The following is a 20,309-nucleotide window of genomic DNA, read 5'->3' as shown; positions in this document are numbered from 1 at the left end:
TCATAAGTTGCAGTTTCTCGTCGAGTTCTTGCGCACTCGGCTCTCGCGGCTCTAGGGTGACCGCCGTCACCTGCTGTGCTCCCCCGCGAGATGAGGCTTGAGATGAGCAGACCCTGGTCCCCCGCTGTTCCCCGCCGGACGTTCGCCCTGCTCGCCGCGGCGGGCCTGGCGCTAGGGACAACCGCGTGCGGGAGCGGCGGCGATCCGGGAAGCTCCGCCGGGGGCAAGGTGACGATCACCGTCACCGGCCAGCCGCCGACGAGCCAGCCGTTCGAACGCGGCGTGTTCGACGCCGACGTCAAGGAATTCGAGGCGACGCACCCGAACGTCAAGATCGAACCGCACGAAGGGTTCATGGACCCGAAAACGTTCGGCGCGAAGCTCGCGGGCGGACAGCTCGAGGACGTCTACTACGTCTATTTCACCGATCCCGCCCAGATCATCGCCCGGCACCAGGCCGCGGACATCACCGAGGCGGTCAAGAACGTCCCGCACGTCAACGATCTCAAACCGGAGTTGCTCGACAACTTCCGCGGCCCCGGCGGCAAGCTTTACGGCCTGCCCACGATGAATTACACGATGGGCCTGCTCTACAGCCGCCCGTTGTTCCAGAAGGCCGGGCTCGACCCGGACAAGCCGCCGCAGACGTGGGACGAGGTGCGCGCGGCCGCGAAGAAGATTTCCGCGCTGGGCAACGGAATCGTCGGGTACGCCGACTACAGCAAGAACAACCAGGGCGGCTGGCACCTCACCGGCTGGCTCGCGTCGATGGGCGGCTCCGTCGCGCGCAAGGACGGCAGCAAATGGGTCGCCGACTTCGACAACGAAAAGGGCAAGGCCGCCCTGAACCTTCTGCACGATCTGCGCTGGACTGACGATTCCATGGGCAGCAAGCAGTTGCTCGAGGCCCAGGACGTGCAGCGGATGATGGGCGCGGGCCAGCTCGGCATGTACATGGCCGCCCCGGACAACGTGCCGGTGCTCGTCAAGCAGTTCAACGGCAAGTACGAGGACTACGGCATCGCCGGGATGCCGGACGGCAAGGGCACGCTGCTCGGCGGCGAGGGCTACATGATCAACCCGAAGGCGTCGCCGGAGAAGATCAAGGCGGGCCTCGAGTGGATCCAGTGGAAATATCTCAACCCGGACCGCTTCGAGAAGCACATCAAGCAGTACGTCGACGGCAAGCAGCCGGTCGGCCTTCCCGCCGAGCCGACGCCGGACGTCTGGCAGGGCGCGGTACGCGACCAGCAGCTGGCGCTGAAGGCCAAGTACGCCAACGTCCCCGCGAAGAACTACCAGTCCTATGTGGACTCGACAAGCAAGATCAAGGGCAGCGTCGAACCGCCGAACGCCCAGCAGGTCTACGCGATCCTGGACAGCGTGATGCAGGCAGTGCTCACCGACCGGAACGCGAACATCGACCAGCAACTCTCGTCCGCCGCGGCGAAGGTCACCAGTGTCCTCGCCCAGGTCAAGTAGCCTGCTCGCCTGGCCCGCGACCTCCTCGTCGCCGGCCAGGCGCCCGGCCGCCTCCCCCGCCGCGCGTCGCCGCGCCCGGCTGCGCCGCAAGCTCGAGGAGAACCTCACCGCCTACGGCCTGCTCTGCGCCGCGCTCGTGGTGTTCGCGATGTTCTCCTGGTACCCGATCGTGCGCGGGGTGCTGCTCAGCTTCCAGCAGGTCGACTTCGTCAACCCGCCCACGTGGGTCGGCCTCGACAACTTCGCCCGGCTGTTCGCGGACCCGCTGTTCGGCGTCGCCTGGCGGAACACGCTGCTGTTCACCGGTCTCGCGCTGGTTTTCGGCTTCGCGGTCCCGTTCCTGACCGCGGTGCTGCTCAACGAGATGCGGCACGCCCGCGCGTTCTTCCGGCTCGCGGTGTACCTGCCGGTGATGCTGCCGCCGGTGGTGACCGCGCTGATGTGGAAGTGGTTCTACGACCCGGGTTCCGGCCTGTTCAACTCCGCGCTCGGCGCGGTGGGCCTGTCCGGGCCGCAGTGGCTGGATTCGAGCGGCACCGCGATGCTGTCGCTGGTGTTCGTCTCGACGTGGGCGAACATGGGCAGCACCACCCTGATCTACCTGGCCGCGCTCGGCACGATCCCCGGCGAACTGTACGAGGCCGCCGAACTCGACGGGGCCGGGATGTGGAAGCGGCTGCGGCACGTGACCTTCCCGCAGACCCGGTTCGTCCTGCTGATGCTCCTGCTGCTGCAGATCGTCGCGACCATGCAGGTGTTCACCGAACCGTACGTGATGACCGGCGGCGGCCCGGACGATTCGACGGTGACCGTGCTCCTGCTGCTCTACCGCTATGCCTTCGTCTACAACGACTTCGGGTCGGCGAGCGCGATGAGCCTGCTGCTGTTCCTGGCGCTCGGCGTGTTCTCCGCGCTGTACGTCCGGCTGACCAGGAAGGCGGACCAGGCATGAGGACGCTCGTCTCGCCCGGCGCGCTGCGCAGCCAGCGCGGCAAGGTGGTCTACGGCGCCGTTTTCGCCTGCACGCTCGCGGTGTTCGTGCTCGCCTTCCTGTTCCCGCTGTACTGGGCGGTGACCGGGGCGATGAAGACGCCGCAGGAGCTGGCGCAGACGCCGGCGACGCTCGTCCCGCACGAATGGCATCCGGAAACCTTCGGCGAGGCCTGGGACCAGCTGAACCTCGGCAAGTACTTCCTCAACACCCTGGTCGTCGCGGGCGGGGCGTGGCTGGCGCAGATGGCCATCGACGTCCCCGCCGCCTTCGCGTTGTCGAAGCTGCGGCCGAAGTTCGGCAACGCCGTCCTCGGGCTCATGCTCGCCACGCTCATGCTGCCCGCTGCCGCGCTGCTGGTGCCGACCTACGTCACCATCAGCGACCTGCCGCTGCTGCACCTGAACCTGATCGACTCCCCCGCCGCGGTCTGGCTGCCCGCCGCCGCGAACGCGTTCAACGTCTATGTGCTGAAACGGTTCTTCGACCGGATCCCGGACGAGCTGATCGAAGCCGCCCGGCTCGACGGCGCGGGACCGGTGCGCACGCTGTGGCGGATCGTGCTGCCGATCTCGCGGCCGATCCTGGCGGTGGTGTCGATCCTCGCGGTGGTCACCGCGTGGAAGGACTTCATCTGGCCGCTGCTGGTGTTCCCGGACAGCGGCAAGCAGACGCTTTCGGTGATGCTGCAGCGGGTGGCCATCGACATGCCGCTCAACGTGCTGACCGCCGGGATGGTGCTCGCCAGCGTGCCGATGGTGGCGCTGTTCCTGGTGTTCCAGCGGCAGATCCTCGCCGGGCTCACCGCCGGCGGGCTCAAGGGCTGAACCGGTCGTACCACTGGCTTTCCCCACCCCGAGGAGGGTTTTTTCCGTGACCGCATCGCGAAGACAAGACAGCTGGTGGCGCACCGCGGCGATCTACCAGATCTACGTCCGCAGTTTCGCCGACGGGAACGGCGACGGGGTCGGCGATCTCGCCGGGGTCCGCGCGCGGCTCGACCACCTGGCGGCGCTCGGCGTCGACACGCTCTGGTTCACCCCGTGGTACCCGTCGCCGATGGACGACGGCGGCTACGACGTCGCCGATTTCCGCGGCATCGACCCGCTTTTCGGTTCTCTCGCCGAGGCCGAGGCGCTGATCGCCGAGGCGCACGGGCGCGGCCTGCGGGTGATCATCGACATCGTCCCGAACCACTGCTCCGACGAGCACCGCTGGTTCCGGGAAGCACTGGCCGCTGGCCCCGGTTCGCTTGAGCGGCAACGGTTCTGGTTCCGTCCGGGCCGCGGACCGGACGGCGCCGAGCCGCCGAACAACTGGAAGTCGCGCTTCGGCGGATCCGCGTGGACGCGGGTGCCGGACGGCGAGTGGTACCTGCACCTCTACAGCTCGCGGCAGCCGGATTTCAACTGGGACAACCAGGACGTCCGCGCGGAGTTCGAGGACATCCTGCGGTTCTGGTTCGACCGCGGCGCGGACGGGTTCCGCATCGACGTCGCCGACGGGCTGGTGAAGGACGCGCGGCTGCCGGACGTCGCCGACGGCGACGAGACGCCGTTCTCCGACCAGGAGGGGCTGCACGAGATCTACCGGTCGTGGCGGAAGATCGCCGACAGCTACCCGGGCGAGCGCGTGCTGGTCGGCGAGATGTGGCTGCCGGACATGTCCCGCACCGCGCGGTACTTGCGCCGCGACGAACTGCATTCGGCGTTCAACTTCGATTTCCTGGTCTGCCCGTGGGACGCGGCGCGCTTCCGGGAGGTCGTCGAACGGACGCTGGAAGCGCACGACGCCGTCGGCGCGCCGCCCGCCTGGGTCTTGTCGAACCACGACGTCACCCGGCACGTCACGCGGTACGGCCGAGCGGGCGACACCGGGTTTTCCTTCGCGGACCGGCTGCACGGCAGCTCGGTGGATCTGGTGCTGGGCACCCGCCGCGCCCGCGCCGCCGCGCTGCTGACGATGGCACTGCCCGGCGGGATGTACGTCTACCAGGGCGAAGAGCTGGGACTCTGGGAGGTCGAGGACATTCCCGCCGAGCTGCGGCAGGACCCGGTGTGGGCGCGCACGAACGGCGCCGACCCCGGCCGCGACGGCTGCCGGGTGCCGCTGCCGTGGTCCGGCGGCGAACCGCCGTTCGGCTTCGGCCCCGGCGGCGCGTGGCTGCCGCAGCCCGCGGAATGGCAGGCGTACACGGCGGAAGCGCAGGCGGCGAATCCGGCGTCGATGCTCAGCCTCTACCGCGCCGGGCTGCGGCTGCGCACGGAACTCGCCGGGGAGCTGGAGTGGCTGCCGCTCGGCGACGACGTGCTGGCCTTCCGCCGGGGGCCGGGGTTCACGTTCGTCCTCAACTTCTCCGGATCGCCGGTCCCGCTGCCGCCGCACGCGGAGATCCTGCTGGCCAGCGACCCGGTGACGGCCGAGCTGCCGACCGACACGGCGGTCTGGCTGCGCTCCTGACCCTCGCTCGCGGAAAGCCGATCATCCCCGGGGTGGTCGGCTTTTCGCGCTGCCCCGCTGAGCGGAATCTCCTTGACAGCACTCCGGTGCGCGCCGACGATGATTCATCAGATGTATCGGCTGTTTGCCCGCCCCGATTCCCTTGATTATCGAGTTACCCATTAGCCTCGTCGGCCACGCGGGCCCTTTCCCGACGGCGAAGCGTGGAACGACCGTCGCGGACCATGGCCCGCGACACAGAGCCTGATTTCGCGCATCACCAATTCGATTAACGACTTGAATCAGCCACTGCGATCGCCAACAGTACCGCGGGTTCGATCAGCCAGCCGTCTTCCGGATCTGAGCCGATACAGGTTCGGAGCCGCTCCGCCAAGGACGCACCGCCGTGCAGGCGGGCCCACTCCAGCGCCTTCTCTTCAATATCCGGCTTCTCGTTGACGACGGTGACAAGATGCTCCGCGTAACCCGCAAGAAATTCTGCCACCACTTCGACCTCATCGAACTCTTCGACTGCGGAGCCGTCCAGCAACCCGATCAACTGGGGAGCGAACCGATCGTCTTTTATCGCCATTCTCACCGTCATCATCGCACTGATGCCACGCAGCTTGGCCAGCTCGGAATCATGATCAGGGGGAGCCTCGCCCGGATGTGCGATGATGTACTTTTCTACCGACTCCAGAAAATCCTGACGGTCTTTTTTCGCGCGAAAACTTCCATCAAGCCGCGGCAAGGGCGCGTTGTCGCGCAGATATGCGTTCGACCAAGCCGGATGAATTCTTGCCAGCTCGAACATTTTCTCCATCTCAGCATTTAGTTCGCGGACGTCATCAGCGGAGAAAACCCTGTCACCTGGCTCCATGGGACGACCGCGTTCAGCCTCGAACTCGCGTTCAAGACTTTTCAGCGAGATGCTTGTAATCGGTCCCAGTGACATGACTTCGCGGTCGCGGCTCCTGACCGCGGAGTGCCCGAACTCGAGCGCCAAGATCACAAAATCGGTGCCTGAATCGCTGTGCCAGCGCTGATCCTCCCTGCTCGCGGAACGCAGAAAGGACGGAAACGTGAACAAGCGGCTGATCGTCGATTCGATGTCTAGGTCGCGCACCGCGGCTATCATGATCGTGTCGACAACAGGAATCAGGGAGGACGCTTCGTCAAGTCCGTGCGCCCAGGCGAGTGCACGCGCTGGCAACTGCTCGACCGGCTCGTCGTTGGACGCGACGAGTGCAGCATACAAAGCGATTAACAGCTTAAAAGCGCCGTTCGGTGCGCTGTAGCCGACATGTTCTAGCAGCCGCAGTCCATCGCGTAGCCGTTCGACACAACTGTCGCGGCACCCAACTCTGGCATCCGGCCTCGCGCGGAACAGCTTGGCGCTCTCGACGGCCTCGGCGGACGGAACGGGGAGCACGAGATCTTCCGGCGGACCGCTGCGGAATCGGCCGTCAGAAAGCAAGGCGGCAGGCCGAAGCTCCGCGGCTAACGTTCGCTGGTTGGGTTTCGTGTGCTCAAGGCGAGCATTCAACAGCACGAGGGCGGTCGGAGCGTCGATGGGCAGATCGTGCCCCTTGCTCAACTTCACCGCCTCCGTCACGAGACACTCGACACCTCCCCAGTGCGGCGTCTCCCGAAGCTTCCGGAACCAGGCGGTCCGCGCATTGCCGAAGTCAGCCGCGTCTCGAAATCTTTCAGGTAGCGCGGCACCCAGGAAGACCAAGTCGAGCGGGTCCACCGCCCCGTACCATTCGGGCCCGTCGCCTTCGGCGTGAGCGAGGACTACCGTAGAGCAGCCCAGGGCATAGGCGGAGGCCAAGGTAAGTCGTCCGGACATGCCGGCGTCGACCAGCCTGTACATGGCGTTCTTGGCTGCTTCGCTTTCCGTCGAGGCCCCGGCCGAGCCGACCTCAGAAGAGCCAGGACGCGGTCCCTTGCCCGGCCGGCCAGCTCGTTTGCGTTTCGCGCGACTCGCCTTGCCCACGAGTGGTGCCCCCTCCGGATGCAACTGGTGCTCGATCACTGTCGCACCGGCTATGGTACTGACAGGCGGCAGCGAAACTCTGGGACAGACAACGGAGGGGAATGTCTGAAGGAAACGTGGGCGACGACCCAGCGCGAAACAACGTCTCTGGCGGCGTCTTTCACGGACCGGTAGTTCAGGCTCGCGATATCGCCGGTTCGGTCATCGTGACTGGGAAGCCTGGTGCCTCCAACCTGTGGACACGCCCGGAGAAATGGCCGCTGGCACGGGACTGGAACCCCATATCAGCGGGCACGCACTGGGCGCGGTCGCTCCCCGACGGCGACAACGTTCCGCCCTATATCGAACGTGATATTGACGTGACGTTACGTGAGGCGGTAGCGGCAGCCGGAGAAACCGGCGATCTGGTTCTGCTCGTCGGCAACTCCGCAGCAGGCAAGACCAGAGCAGCGTTCGAAGCAATCCAGGCCGTGCTCCCGGAACTCAGGGTCGCAACCCCCGTGACCGCCGCCGAGGTGCTCGCGACGACAGAGACCATCGAGAGAGCTGGCGTCCGCTGCCTCCTGTGGCTGGACAATGTGGATCTGCACCTGAAATCTGGTGCGGTCGACCAGGCTACTCTTGAGGATTGCCGACGGTTGCGGGTCCCTGTCATCGCGACGATTCGGGTGAATCGGTACAAATCTTTCAGCGACGCCGCAGGCAGCTCGCTGGCCGACGGGGTCGATCCGGCGTTGGCCCAAACCGCCCGAATCGGTGCCCGCGTGCTCGAGACGACCGAGCCGATTGTGCTCTCCCGCATCTGGAGCGCCGCAGAGCTTGAGCGGGCAAGCGCCAGCACCGACGAACGGGTCAGAGACGCGGTGGCGCATCACGGTCCCCATGGAGTCGCCGAGTACCTCGCGGCGGGTCCGGCAATCTGGTCGGAGTGGCGGCGTTCTGTCGACGTCGAGGGCAAGCCGCGGGGTGCTGCTTTGATCGGGGCGGCGATCGACCTCGCCCGCGCGGGCTTGCCCGGCCCGTATCCGCAGGAATTGCTCGCCGAATTGCACGAACATCATCTGGAGGCCATGGGCGGCGTCTTGCTTCGTCCGGAACCGCTCGACGAGGCCTTCGCCTGGGCAAGTGAAATCCGGCTCGGCGTCACCAGCCCTCTCCTTCCCGCAGCCGGAGGGATGTGGCGCGTCTTCGACTACCTCGTCGACCGCATGGAAAGCCTCGAGCCCTGCCCTCCGGTTCCCGACGTCGTGTGGCCGCATGCCGCGCGAGCCGCTGACCCTGCCGACCTGATGGGCGTGGCGACCGCTGCGGCCGAAGCAGCGACACGTGTCTCCTTTCGAATTGCGGAGGAGATCTGGCGTCCTATCGCCGCAGCCGACGCTGGGCCAATCTCTGCTTTGGCGCTGTTCAATCTCGGAGTTCTGTGCAGCGAGGCTGATCGTCCGGAGGAATCGATCGAACTCTTCAAACACGCCGCAGACCGCGGAGAGCCCCGGTCCGCCTTCAACCTGGGCGTGCTCGCTGACCGGGCAGGAGACAAGGCTGCGGGACGATCGTGGACCATTCGAGCCGCGGAACTCGGATACGGGCCCGCTTTGTTCAGGCTTGGCTTCGCAGCAGAGGAACAGGGCCTTCTGTCCGAGGCCGAGGACTGGTACCGGCAGGGTGCGGCGCTGGGGGACCACCAGTCAGCGACAAATCTCGGGAAGATCTTGAGCCTTGCCTGCCGAGAAGAAGAAGCACAGCAATGGTTTCTTCGCGCGGCGGAGGAAGGTGACGAGATCGCCACCTTCAACATCGGCCTGTTCCACCACGAAGCCGGACGGCTCGACGAGGCCGAACGATGGTACTTGCTGGGCATCGAACGCGGATCCGCCGAAGCCGCCAACAACCTGAGCAATATTTACAAGAATGCGGGCGACCAAGCCGGTGCGGAAAGATGGTTGCGCCATGCCGCCGACGCCGGATACCCGGGTGCAGCTTTCAACCTCGGCCTGCTGTACGAGGAGTCCGGCCAGCCCCGAGAAGCCGAATCATGGTTTCGGCGCGCCGCAGACAACGGACACCTCCAGGCTATCCATGCGCTCGGCAGGATCCGCTTGAACGAGGGTCGGCTCGACGAGACGATTTCCTGGCTTCAACGAGCCGTTGACCTGGGTGACCGCGAGGCGGACGGGATCATCGGCGACCTTCTCCTCGATCTCGGGCGGACCGAAGAAGCGGTCCCGCATCTGACTGTCGCGGCCGAGGCAGGCCATCAAGATTCGGCGTTCAATCTCGGCACGATCTACGCGAACAACGGCGAAGTGAACGAGAGTGCACACTGGTATCGCCAAGCAGCGGAAGGCGGGGACGCCGAAGCTGCAGCGAATCTGGCTGATGTGCTGTTCCGCGCCGGTCGCGTCGCCTCAGCTGTGTGGTGGAGCGGCCGCGCCGGCGATCTGCGCGCAGCAGCTGCCGAGAGCTGATCCGCACCCACCGCTGCCGACTCCTCCCGGGCACCTCCGTCCAACGCCCGGTCCCGGCCCTCGTTGACGCACTGGTTCCGCCTCCTCCACGGAGCGATCCACGCCCCGCTGAGCGGTACTTCCCACCTCCGTCCGGCCCAGCCTCCTTGACGCCAACTCAGCGCACCCCGATGATGATTCATCAGATGTATCGGCCGAATCCCCGCCCCGATTCTCTTGATGATCGAGAAACTTCCGTCAGGCATCGGATCACTGGACTTCACCGTGGAGGTTCCATGACGACCTATCCTCGTCGGCACGCGCTCGGCATGGCACTCGGCGGCGCGGTGCTGCTCGGGACGGCGGGCACCGCCGCGGCGGCGAACGGGCCAGCGCAACCGGTGGTCACGGACGGCTCGGGAACCCCGGTCGTGCCGCCGCCACCGCCGGTGCCCGTCTCCCTCGAGACCTGGTTCGACAACGACGGCATCGACTCCGCGAACGCGCACGACGGGAACTTCGACGGTTCCGGCTACACCTTTCCGGCGGAGCAGATCCCAGCGGGCAGCACGGTCACCGCGGGCGGCGTGCCGTTTCTGCTCGGCTCGGCGGCCGCCGGGGCGAAGAACAACGTCGTCGCGCTCGGCCAGCGCATCGATCTGCCGAAAGGCCGGTATTACGGTGCCGCGTTCCTCGTCGCGTGCAGTTACGGCGGCACCGGGGGCAACGCGACCGTCCACTACGCCGACGGCAGCACCAGCACCGCCGCCCTGTCCGGCTCCGACTGGTACGGCTCCGGCGGCGCCGTCGTCTCGACCTTCCGCTACGGACCGGGCGGCGTCGCCGACCAGAACCCGGTGTCGATCGGGACCGCGCAGGTGTGGATCGACCCGGCGCGGGAGGCGGTCGCGCTGACCCTGCCCAAGACCGCCCCGCCGGCGGCGAACGTGCCGAGCCTGCACGTGTTCGCATTGACGCTGCAGCCGATCGCGCAAGGCCGTTCGGCCACCGTGCTCGACGCCCGGGCGACCGCGAATCTGCTGCAGGACGGCGGTCCGCAGGCGGTCGAGGCGACGGTCGTCAACACCGGCACCGTCTGGCTCGAAACGCGCGACCGGATCACCGTCACGCTCGACGTCCCGGGCGGCCGGGTGCGCACGCCCGCGCCGATCCCCCGGCTGGCGCCAGGCGAGCAGACCACGGTGCGGCTCGGCCTCGTCCCCGATCGCGGCCTGCCCGCCGGAACCCCCGCGACCGGCCGGATCCGGGTGCTCGCCGACCGGTCGACGATCGCCACCCGGACCCTGCCGGTGCCGCTCGGCATCCCGGACTTCCGGCCGACCGACGCGTCGCTGTCCGCGCACCGCGCGCCGTATTGGTTCTGCGACGCCAAATTCGGGATCTTCATCCACTGGGGCGTGTACTCGGTGCCCGCGTGGGCCCCGGTCGGCCAGCAGTACGCCGAGTGGTACTGGAACAACCAGCAAGACCCCAACGGCCCGACGTACGCATATCACGCCAAGACTTACGGCGAATCGTTCGTCTACGACGACTTCATCCCGAAGTTCACCGCTGCCCGGTTCGATCCGCGTTCCTGGGTGCAGCTGATCGCGGACGCGGGCGCGCAGTATTACGTGCTCACGTCCAAGCACCACGACGGATTCGCCTTGTGGGACACCAAAGTCAGCGGCCGCAACGCGAAGAAGCTCGGGCCGCGGCGGGATCTCGTCGCGGACCTGTTCGCCGCGTCGCGCAAGTACACGCCGGGCCTGCGCAACGGCCTGTACTTCTCGCTGCCCGAATGGTTCAACCCGGACAACCCGTGGATGGGCCACGCGCCGCGCAATCCGTACACCGGCGCGCCGCTGCCCTACACCGGCTACACCGCCGGACGCGATTTCGTGAAGGATCTCCAGGCCCCGCAGGTGCTGGAGCTGATTTCCGGCTTCGACCCGGACGTGCTGTGGTTCGACATCGGCGGCGTGAACGACAGCCGTGACGTGCTCACCGAGTATTTCAACCGGGCCAAGAACCGGCGTCGCCCCAAGGACGTCACGTACAACGACCGCGGCGGCATCCCGGACCACGACTTCACCACGCCCGAATACACGACGTACCCGAACACGGTCGTCGCGAAGTGGGAATCGAGCCGGGGCCTGGATCCGTTCTCGTACGGCTACAACCGCGCGACGCCGGACGACAAGTACATGACGACCGACGACGTGGTGCACACGCTGGTCGACGTGGTGTCGAAGAACGGCAACTTCCTGCTGGACATCGGCCCGGATTTCGACGGCACCATCCCGGCGGTGATGCAACAGCGGCTGCGCGAGACCGGAGCCTGGCTGCGCACCAACGGCGAAGCGATCTACGGCACCACGTACTGGTCACGGATGGCCCAGCTCGGCGACCTGCGATTTACGGTGCAGCCGGGTTCGGCGTTCTACGTCCTGTCGCTGGTCGCGCCCGGCGCACAGCTCGTGGTCGACGCGCCGGTCCCGATCCGCCAGGGAGACCGGGTGAGCCTGCTCGGTTACGGCGGCCCGTTGCACTGGAGTCAGAGCGACGGCCGCCTGGTCGTCGACGTTCCGGCGGCGGCGCGGGCGGCGGGGAAGCACGTGTGGGTGTTCAAAGTGGACTGGCGCTGACGCTGGCCGGGGCGGGCCGCGACGGGCCGCCCCAACACCCGCTCGCCCGGTCTTGCGCCCGGGCCGCCACGTCGGCGTCCGAGCAGAACCCGCGACCGCTGCGCTTCAAGCACAACAGACCCAGCAACCGTCCGCTCTCGTCCACCACCGCGAGCCTGCGCCGGGACATCCCCCGCCACGTCGCGTGCAGGTCCGCTTCCGGAGCCGCCACCCGGCCGGTCAGCCGACCCGCCTCGGAGGCCGGAAGCGCGTCCGGCAGCCCGTCCAGATCCGGCCGTTCCACGACGCTCAGCAGCGTTCCCCGCGCGACGACCAGCGCGGCATGCACATGGTCGTCGGCGAAGAGCGCGCGCACCTCGCCGACCGTCGCCGACGCGTCGAGCACCTTCGGCGCCCGGAGCATCGCTTCGGCGACCGTCGACGCGCCGCGGAAATCCGGGGCGGTCACTGCGGGTTGTTCCACTCCGCGTCGGCCTGGTCCTCGGCCTTCGTGCGTTCGCGCGCCAGCTCCAGGGCCCGCCGGGCGGTGGCCTCGTCCGGGTACGGGCCGAGCCGGTCGACGCCGCGCGACTGGCGGCCGCGTTCGACCTCGTTCGTGCGGGTGTTGTAGTACCATTCTTCGGACATCGTCAGCTCCCCTGTGCCTCGATCGAACGCGCCGCGTCGACCCGCAGCGCCTGCATCGCGGTGACCAGTTCCGCCAGGTCCCGCGGGTCGGTGAGCGACCGGTCGGTGAGTTCCCGGATCCGGCGCAGCCGGTACCGCACCGTGTTGGCGTGGCAGTGCAGGACCTGCCCCGCGCGTTCGGACGAACCGCCGTGCGCGAAGTACGCGTCCAGCGTCTCCAGCAGCACGTCGCGTTCCTCGGCGGGCAGCTCCAGCACCGCCCCGAAGACCTGCTCCCCCAGCCGGCGGCCCTCGTCCGGGTCGTAGGCGACGAACGCGGCCAGCGGGCTCGGGTCGAACGCGCGGACCTCGCTCCGCTCCGGCGGGATGGCCGACAGCGCCGTCCGCGCCAGGTGGACCGCGCGCGGGGTTTCGGTCAGCGAGCGGAACATCGGGCTCACGCCGGTGCGGGCCAGCGCCAGTTCGCGCAGCAGCGAGAGCAGCGCGTCGTACTGGTCCTCGCGCAGCGACACCACTCCGGCCTGCAGCGTCGGCGAGAGATGCCACGCCGACACAATGCCGAGCCGCCCCAGCCGCCGCTCGACGCCGACCAGGCTCTCCTCGGCCAGCCCGCGCGTCTCGGCGGCGACCACGGTCAGCTTGCCGTCCAGCGACAGGCCGAGCAGCCGGCCCGCCTCCCACGGCCCGGAATCCGCCCCGCGCGCGCCGGTCAGCAGCGCCTCGGCCAGCGCGGACCGCCGCCGCTGCTGCGCGACCAGCAGTTCCGCGCTCGCCGCCCGGTACGCCTCGGTCACCCGGACCGCGTGTTCGTCGGTGACCTGCCACAGCTGGCTCGCCACGTCGATCAGCACGTCGGTGCTCCCGGTCTCGCGGGCGCGGCCGACCAGCAGGTCCCACAGCATCGCGCAGGCGATCCGGTACACCTGCAGCACCTCGGGCAGCGGCGCGCCCTGGTGCGCCCGGCGGCGGCCGGTCTCCTTCGGCGCGCGCTGGTCCGGGGCCTGCCCGCCGCCGAGCGCGTCGACCATGAACCGGAGGTTCACCGCGATCGAGCGGCGCAGGTCCGCGCGCGGGACGATCTTCTCGTCCCGGTACATCCCGATCCGCTCGCAGCTCGCCGCGCAGACGTCGTCGATCAGCCGGGGCAGCCGCTCCCCGGCCCAGTCGACGAGGTCGGTCAGGGCGGCGGTCCGCACAGCGTTTTCCTCCCGGTCGGCCACGTCCGGGATGCTACCCGCGCCCCGCGGCGGCCGCCCGGGCGGATTCCCTCCGCGGAAAACCGGGCGACTATTTCCCGCGCAATTTGTGGGCCGCCACAGAAATGATTGTCGCGGCCCACACCAGGCCGGTTCGCATTCCCCTCCCGGATGCCCGGAACGCGCCGCCGTGCTTGAATCGGAAGGGAAGCACACATGCGGGCGAGAGGGTTGCGGTGGACGAGCGACGCGAGGACCAGCCGGAGTTCAAGCCATACCACCATCCGGCAGCGGGCTGGGGCGCGGCGAAAAGCGTGACGCAGTTCCTCGTCCGGGAACGGGAACTCGTCGCCGGCCCGCGCGCGATCGTGAAGATGAATCACGAGAACGGCGGATTCGACTGCCCGGGCTGCGCGTGGCCGGACGACACCAAGGGCCTGCATCTCGACATTTGCGAAAACGGGATCAAGCACGTCACCTGGGAGATGACGCGGAAACGCGTCGGCGCGGAATTCTTCGCCGCACACCCAGTGTCCGAACTGGACGGGTGGAGCGACACCGCGCTGGAGGCGCAGGGCAGGCTCACCGAGCCGCTGCGTTACGACGAGAAGACCGACCGGTACGTGCCGATCTCGTGGGACAAGGCGTTCGAGCTGGTCGGCGCGACGCTGCGCGGCCTCGACTCCCCGGACCAGGCGGCGTTCTACACGTCCGGGCGGCTCGGCAACGAGGCGACGTTCCTGTACCAGCTGTGGGCGCGGGAGTTCGGCACGAACAACCTGCCGGACTGCTCGAACATGTGCCACGAGGCGAGCGGCCGCGCGCTGCAGGCCGCGCTCGGCACCGGCAAGGGCACCGCGGACATCCACGACTGGGAGCAAGCCGACGCGCTGTTCATCATGGGCGTGAACGCGGCGTCGAACGCGCCCCGGATGCTCACCGCGCTCGCCGAAGCGCACCGCCGCGGCGCGCAGATCGTGCACGTCAACCCGCTGGTCGAGGCCGGGGCCACGCGCACGATCATCCCGCACGACTTCGTCCGGATGGCGACCTTCCAGTCGACCCCGACGTCCACGCTCAACCTGCAGCCCCGCATCGGCGGCGACCTGGCGTTCCTTCGCGGGATGGCAAAAGCGCTGCTTGAGATGGCAGAGACCGATCCTGGCGCGATCAACTCGGAGTTCCTCGAGACCTATACCACGGGCGCCGAGAAGTACCGCGTCGTCTGCGAAACGACGTCCTGGGCGGAGCTGGAACGGCAGTCCGGGCTGACCGAGGCCGAAATCCGCGCGGCGGCGAAGATCTACCGCGACGCCGACCGGTCGATCATCAGCTGGTGCCTCGGCGTGACGCAGCACGAGCACGGCGTCGACACCGTCCGCGAGATCGTGAACCTGTTGCTGCTGCGCGGAAACATCGGCCGCCCCGGGACCGGTCCGTCGCCGGTGCGCGGGCACAGCAACGTGCAGGGCAACCGCACCTGCGGCATCGACCACCGCCCGGCGGCGGAGTTCCTCGACAAGCTCGCCGAGGTCTGCGGCATCGACCCGCCGCGGCACCACGGGCTCGACACGGTCGGCACGATCGAGGCGATGCACCGCGGCGACGTGCGCGTGTTCGTCGGCATGGGCGGCAACTTCGCGCTCGCCGCGCCGGACACCCCCTATACCGCGGCCGGGCTGCGCAAGTGCGAGCTGACCGTGCAGGTCAGCACCAAGCTCAACCGCAGCCACCTCGAACACGGCAAGCAGGCGCTGATCCTGCCCTGCCTCGGGCGGACGGAGAAGGACTTCCAGACGGGCGGGCTGCAGTCGACGTCGGTCGAGGACGCGATGAGCATGGTCCACCTGTCCACCGGCATGAAGAAGCCCGCGTCGCCGCACCTGCTGTCCGAGCCCGCGATCATCGCCGGGATGGCGAGCGCGACGCTGCCGGAAAGCCCGACGCCGTGGGCGGACTACGTCGGCGACTACGACCGGATCCGCGACACCATGGCGCGGGTGCTGGACGGATTCGAGGACTTCAACACCCGCGTCCGCGAACCCTTGGGTTTCCGCATCCGCCAGGCCGCGCGCGAACGGGTCTTCCACACGCCGTCCGGACGCGCCGAGTTCTCGACCGCGGAACTGCCGGACGTCGTCCCCGCCGTCGGCACGCTGGCGCTGGGCACGATGCGCTCGCACGACCAGTGGAACACGACGATCTACTCCGACGACGACCGGTACCGGGGCATCAAGAACCTCCGGACGCTGGTGTTCCTGAACGCCGAGGACATGCGGGACCGCGGGCTGAGCGAATTCGACGAGGTCGACATCACGGCCACGGCGAAGGACGGGACGAAACGCTCGGTGCGGCGCTACCGGGCGATCCCGTACGACATCCCGCGCGGCTGTGCGGCGGGGTATATGCCGGAGATGAACGTGCTGTGCGCAATCGGTGACTACAGCACGCAGAGCGATCAGCCGTTGATGAAGCACTTGAAGGTCACCGTCGAGCGCTCCGGTTGAGCGTCGCGGTCCGGCACGGGGCGCGGACCAGCACTGCTGCCCCGATGCCCGCCGCTGCCCAGCCGCGCCGTCCGCAGCGTCGCGGGAGCCGCGGGCGCGGCCAGCACGAAACCAGAAGCACCCGAAGGCCCCGATCACACGCTCCGCCTGACCGCCGCGCTCCGGCACGGGGCGCGGACCAGCACCGCCGCCGCGATGCCCGCCGCCACGCCGACCAGCGTGTCCGCCACCCGCGCCGTCAGCAGGGTCGCGGGTGCGGCGGGCGCGGCCAGTTCCGTCATGACCAGGATCAGCGGGGTAAAGAAGCCCAGCGCGATTCCGTAGTGGCGGGACATGAACAACTCCGTCGGGAACAGCAGCACGATCACCGCCAGTGCCAGCGGCGCGGCGCCAAATCCCGGCAGCAGCAGCAAAGCCGTCACGACCAGTCCGGCGAGAGTCCCGAGGACGCGGTGCGCGCTGCGGTCCAGCACGCTGTGCAGGCGCGGATGCAACCGGCTGCGCGGATCGGCCGCCGCGAGTGGCACCGCGGCCGAGGCCATCGCCCAGTTCGCGTGGTCCACGCCGAGCAGCAGACCGACCGCGCCCGCGGCGGCGATCGCCAGTGCGTAGCGGGCGGCGTGCACCAGGGCGCAGGCCGCACCGCATTCCGGTGCGCAGGTTGACGTCCTCGGCGCGGGCGGGCGTTCCGGGCCGGTCAGTCCAATGAGGACACATCCGGCGATCGTGCCCGCGCACAAGGCGATTCCGGCCCACGGTTCGACTCGTCCGGCGGGCACCAAGGCGATCGCGCCGAGGGCGAAGATCCCGAAGAACGGACCGCGCGGGCTCAGATCCAAGCGATTCGTCACGAGTGCGCAGCCGAACGAGAACGCGGCCTCGGTGACCACCAGCAGCCACGGCGGCGCGTGGCAGGCCGACAGCAGCACGCCCAGCGAGACGCCGCTCAGCAGCACTGCACCCGCCTGCAGCTGGTGCCGGAGGCGGAGTGCGCGCGACTCGGCGCGGCCGTACATTCCGGTGAAAGAACCGAACGCGGCGAAAATGATCAAATCCGGACGGCCCGCCGCGAGCAGTGCCAGCCCCGGAATGAGCAGCCCGGCCGCGACGCGTCCCGCGTGCCACCATTCGCCGCCGTCGAACGAGCGCGCGGCTGCGGCCGAGGTCGCCACCGGCACCCTGTCCTCCGCTTGATCGTCTGCCGTGAAGTCACCGGGATCGGCCGGTCATCCTACGATACCCGGGCGAATCGCCGTGACCGCCCGGATTGTGGCGCGCCACAACGAAGTCTGCGCCGGGCGTCAACTCAGGCGCCGGATGTCACTCTTGGCGGGAAACGTGGTACTCCCTTCCGCTGGCCCGCCGGTCCTCGCCGGTTCCGGCGCACACTCTTCCCCGGAAAGGACAAGAGAACCGACAGCCTCGGGAGCTTCCAGTGAGACGCACCAGAATCGCTCTCTTCGCCCTGCTCGTCCTCTGCGCCGCGAGTTTCCACCCCGCCGCCGCGTCGGCGCGCGCCGCCTTCGCCCTCACCAGCACCGCGTTCGCCGACGGCGGGATGATCCCCAAGGTCCACGACTGCGCCAGCAGCGGCGACGGCGACCCGGAAAAGAAGGACGAGTCGCCGCCGCTGGCCTGGTCCGGCGCGCCGGAGGCGGCGAAGAGCTACGCGATCGTCATGCACGACCTCGACAACGGCATCATCCACTGGGTCATCTACGACATCCCGGCAACCACCGCCGAACTGCCGCAGAACGTCGACCACGCGTATCAGCCGGCCGTTCCTGCCGGGTCACGGCAGGCCTACTACCGCGGCAGCGCGAACTTCTTCGGATACCAGGGCCCGTGCACGACCGACCACACCTACGAGTGGACCGTGCACGCACTCAACAAGGAGTCGCTCACCGAACTCGACTCCACCTCGTCCACCCAGGCCGCGGAGAACGCGATCGACGCGGCGACCACCGCGACGGCTTCGCTGCGCGGGAACTCGTAGCGGATCGAGGGGCGCGGTTCAGAAGGCGATCACCTGACGGACCGCGCCTCCGTCCCGCAGCCGGGCGAAACCCTCGTTGATCTCGTCCAGCGTGATCGAATGGGTCAACAACGCCTCCACCGGCAGCAATCCCGCCTGATACAGCGCGATGAACCGGGGCACGTCCCGCCGCGGCACGCACGAGCCCAGGTAGCTGCCCCGCAGGGTTTTCTCCTCGGCCACCAGGCTTTGCGCGGGCAGGGTCAGTCCGGCGGACGGGTCCGGCAGGCCCACCGTGACGGTCGTCCCGCCGGGCCGGGTCGCCTCGTACGCCTGGCTCAGCGCGGCGACCACGCCGGTCGTGTCGACGGCGTGATCCACCCCGCCGCCGGTCCGCTCGCGGATCTCCGCGACCCCGCCGGTCAGCACTGTGGCGCCCAGCGAACGCGCCAGCTCCCGCTTGCTCGGCACCGGATCGATCGCGAGCAGCGTGCTGGCACCGGCGGCCTTCGCGGCTAGCAGCGCCGAGAGGCCGACCCCGCCGAGGCCGAACACCGCCACGCTGTCGCCGGGACGCACGTCCGCCGCGTTGAACACCGCACCGGCGCCGGTCAGCACCGCACAGCCGAACAACGCGGCGATCTCGAACGGCAGGGCCCGGTCGATCCGCACCGCCGAGCGCTCGGACACCACGACGTGCGAGGCGAACGCCGAAACCCCGAGGTGGTGCAACGGGTTCCCGGCCGGCGACGACCACCGGACGTCCCCGCCGAGCAGCGTGCCCGCGCGGTTGGCCGCCGCGGCCGGACCGCACAGCGCGGGGCGGCCCGCCGTGCACGGGACGCAGTCGCCGCAGGAGGGCACGAAGGTCAGGACGACGTGCTCTCCGGGCCGGAAGTCGCTGCCCGGCCCGGCTTCCACGACTTCGCCGGCCGCCTCGTGGCCGAGCACCATCGGCACCGGACGGGGCCGCGACCCGTCGATCACCGACAGGTCCGAATGGCACAGCCCGGCCGCGCGCACTCGCACCAGCAGTTCGCCGGGGCCGGGCGGGGCCAGCGTCAGCGTCTCGATTCCCAGCGGTTTCCCGACCTCGCGCAGGACCGCGCCGCGGACCTCCATCACGCGCCCACCGGGACGCAGCGGGTGACCTGCCGGTCCGACAGCAGCGGCACGACCTCGCCGAGCACGATCCGCGTGAAGTGCTCCGACGCGCAGTGCGCGGTGAAGTCCGCCTCGCTGTCGTACTCCTCGACGATCACCACGACGCCGTCCTCGATTCCCGTGTGGACGGTGTACCGCCGGCACCCGGGCTCGCGCCGCGACGCCTCCGCCATCGGGCCAAGCAACTCGACCACCCGGTCCCGTTCCGCGGTCGCATACCGGGCCACCACTACGAAACTCATTCTTCTCCTGTACGCAGCCGGGACCGGGTCAGCGACCACAGCCCCGGATCGGAGGACGCGGCGGCCGCCGCGCCCATCGCCAGCGAATGCGCCACCCCGTCGCGGTCGGTGACGAAACCGGCCGCGACGAACGGCGACATGACCTCCCTCGCCGCCGCCGACATCCACGGGATGATCGGGGCGGGCATCAGCTCCACCAGGTCCGGCCCGCTGCGCTTGACCGCCTCCAGGCTCCGGTTGAGGTTGGAGCGGTCGGTGACGAACACCTTGTGCATGGTCAGCATCGCCAGCGCCCGCGCCCGTTCGATCGGCGCGACCCGGGTGCTGACCACCCCGGCCGCCCCGATCTCCTGGAGGAAGTCCACGCCCGCGCGGTCGGTGGCGAGCCCGGGGCACGAATCGATGTTGACGAAGACGAGCTTGTCCCGCCCGGCGAGCGCCGTCACGATCTTCGGCAGCTGCCCGACCGGCACCGACGCCAGGATCCCGACCCGCGCCGCCGCGGCCACGAAATCCGGCACCTTCGCGACGCCGACGACCGACGCGCACACCGGGACGTCCTCGAACGCCGCCGTGATCTTCTCGTTCATGC

General features: G+C 68.9%; 16 protein-coding genes. 8 read left to right on the top strand and 8 right to left on the bottom strand.

Features of this window, described 5'->3' with window-relative positions:
* The first annotated feature begins 102 nt into the window (after positions 1–102).
* From CU254_RS16705 to CU254_RS16690, 4 genes are read left to right on the top strand one after another with little or no spacing between them, the layout of a single operon-like run.
* Positions 103–1,482 carry an ABC transporter substrate-binding protein gene (locus CU254_RS16705; protein WP_037713899.1) on the top strand — a complete coding sequence of 460 codons (1,380 nt, stop codon included), beginning with the start codon at positions 103–105 and terminating at the stop codon, positions 1,480–1,482.
* The gene (locus tag CU254_RS16700; protein ID WP_009077638.1) at positions 1,460–2,434 is read left to right on the top strand and encodes a carbohydrate ABC transporter permease; all 975 of its coding nucleotides are present in this window, start codon (positions 1,460–1,462) and stop codon (positions 2,432–2,434) included. Before CU254_RS16705 ends, CU254_RS16700 begins: the two co-directional genes overlap by 23 nt.
* On the top strand, positions 2,431–3,300 hold the full coding sequence (locus CU254_RS16695) for a carbohydrate ABC transporter permease (RefSeq protein ID WP_009077636.1): 870 nt from the start codon (positions 2,431–2,433) through the stop codon (positions 3,298–3,300). The genes CU254_RS16700 and CU254_RS16695 overlap by 4 nt, the downstream gene beginning before the upstream one ends.
* Before the next feature lie 46 nt (positions 3,301–3,346).
* The gene (locus tag CU254_RS16690; RefSeq protein ID WP_009077635.1) at positions 3,347–4,933 is read left to right on the top strand and encodes an alpha-amylase family glycosyl hydrolase; all 1,587 of its coding nucleotides are present in this window, start codon (positions 3,347–3,349) and stop codon (positions 4,931–4,933) included.
* 268 nt (positions 4,934–5,201) lie between these two features.
* Here the strand turns inward: CU254_RS16690 and CU254_RS16685 are convergent, their stop codons facing one another.
* Positions 5,202–6,950, bottom strand: a complete 1,749-nt coding sequence (locus CU254_RS16685) for a hypothetical protein (protein ID WP_009077634.1) — start codon at positions 6,948–6,950, stop codon at positions 5,202–5,204.
* 77 nt (positions 6,951–7,027) lie between these two features.
* On the opposite strand from CU254_RS16685, the gene CU254_RS16680 reads away from it, so the two are divergent.
* On the top strand, positions 7,028–9,379 hold the full coding sequence (locus CU254_RS16680) for a tetratricopeptide repeat protein (protein WP_158688042.1): 2,352 nt from the start codon (positions 7,028–7,030) through the stop codon (positions 9,377–9,379).
* 275 nt (positions 9,380–9,654) lie between these two features.
* Positions 9,655–12,006, top strand: a complete 2,352-nt coding sequence (locus CU254_RS16675) for an alpha-L-fucosidase (RefSeq protein ID WP_037713892.1) — start codon at positions 9,655–9,657, stop codon at positions 12,004–12,006.
* Here CU254_RS16675 and CU254_RS16670 read toward each other — a convergent pair.
* Genes CU254_RS16670 through CU254_RS16660 form a run of 3 tightly spaced genes read right to left on the bottom strand, consistent with a single transcriptional unit; the run spans position 11,987 to position 13,853 of the window.
* Complete coding sequence (locus CU254_RS16670) at positions 11,987–12,454, bottom strand: CBS domain-containing protein (protein WP_037713891.1); 468 nt, start codon at positions 12,452–12,454, stop codon at positions 11,987–11,989. The genes CU254_RS16675 and CU254_RS16670 overlap by 20 nt on opposite strands.
* Positions 12,451–12,633, bottom strand: a complete 183-nt coding sequence (locus CU254_RS16665) for a hypothetical protein (RefSeq protein WP_037713889.1) — start codon at positions 12,631–12,633, stop codon at positions 12,451–12,453. The genes CU254_RS16670 and CU254_RS16665 overlap by 4 nt, the downstream gene beginning before the upstream one ends.
* A 2-nt stretch (positions 12,634–12,635) precedes the next feature.
* Positions 12,636–13,853, bottom strand: coding sequence for a CdaR family transcriptional regulator (locus CU254_RS16660; RefSeq protein ID WP_009077629.1), 1,218 nt, complete (start codon positions 13,851–13,853; stop codon positions 12,636–12,638).
* A 212-nt stretch (positions 13,854–14,065) separates the two neighbouring features.
* Between CU254_RS16660 and CU254_RS16655 the strand changes: the two genes are divergently transcribed.
* Entirely contained in the window at positions 14,066–16,336 is a 2,271-nt protein-coding gene (locus CU254_RS16655) for an FdhF/YdeP family oxidoreductase (protein WP_037713886.1), read from the top strand.
* A gap of 134 nt (positions 16,337–16,470) precedes the next feature.
* Here the strand turns inward: CU254_RS16655 and CU254_RS16650 are convergent, their stop codons facing one another.
* On the bottom strand, positions 16,471–17,514 hold the full coding sequence (locus CU254_RS16650; RefSeq protein WP_009077622.1) for an FUSC family protein: 1,044 nt from the start codon (positions 17,512–17,514) through the stop codon (positions 16,471–16,473).
* 257 nt (positions 17,515–17,771) lie between these two features.
* Between CU254_RS16650 and CU254_RS16645 the strand changes: the two genes are divergently transcribed.
* Entirely contained in the window at positions 17,772–18,332 is a 561-nt protein-coding gene (locus tag CU254_RS16645) for a YbhB/YbcL family Raf kinase inhibitor-like protein (RefSeq protein ID WP_037713883.1), read from the top strand.
* An 18-nt stretch (positions 18,333–18,350) separates the two neighbouring features.
* Here CU254_RS16645 and CU254_RS16640 read toward each other — a convergent pair whose 3' ends face one another.
* The 3 genes from CU254_RS16640 to CU254_RS16630 are packed head-to-tail and all read right to left on the bottom strand — an operon-like array spanning position 18,351 to position 20,307.
* Positions 18,351–19,433, bottom strand: a complete 1,083-nt coding sequence (locus CU254_RS16640; RefSeq protein WP_009077619.1) for a zinc-binding dehydrogenase — start codon at positions 19,431–19,433, stop codon at positions 18,351–18,353.
* Complete coding sequence (locus CU254_RS16635) at positions 19,433–19,717, bottom strand: putative quinol monooxygenase (RefSeq protein ID WP_009077617.1); 285 nt, start codon at positions 19,715–19,717, stop codon at positions 19,433–19,435. Before CU254_RS16635 ends, CU254_RS16640 begins: the two co-directional genes overlap by 1 nt.
* Positions 19,714–20,307: a glycerol-3-phosphate responsive antiterminator gene (locus CU254_RS16630; RefSeq protein WP_009077616.1), complete on the bottom strand. Its 594-nt coding sequence runs from the start codon at positions 20,305–20,307 to the stop codon at positions 19,714–19,716. Before CU254_RS16630 ends, CU254_RS16635 begins: the two co-directional genes overlap by 4 nt.
* Between the last annotated feature and the right edge of the window lie 2 nt (positions 20,308–20,309).

The sequence above is a fragment of the Amycolatopsis sp. AA4 genome (genome assembly GCF_002796545.1).
GTDB lineage: Bacteria > Actinomycetota > Actinomycetes > Mycobacteriales > Pseudonocardiaceae > Amycolatopsis.
Note: the sequence above shows the minus strand (reverse complement) of the source record. Positions and strands in the feature narration are given on the sequence as shown.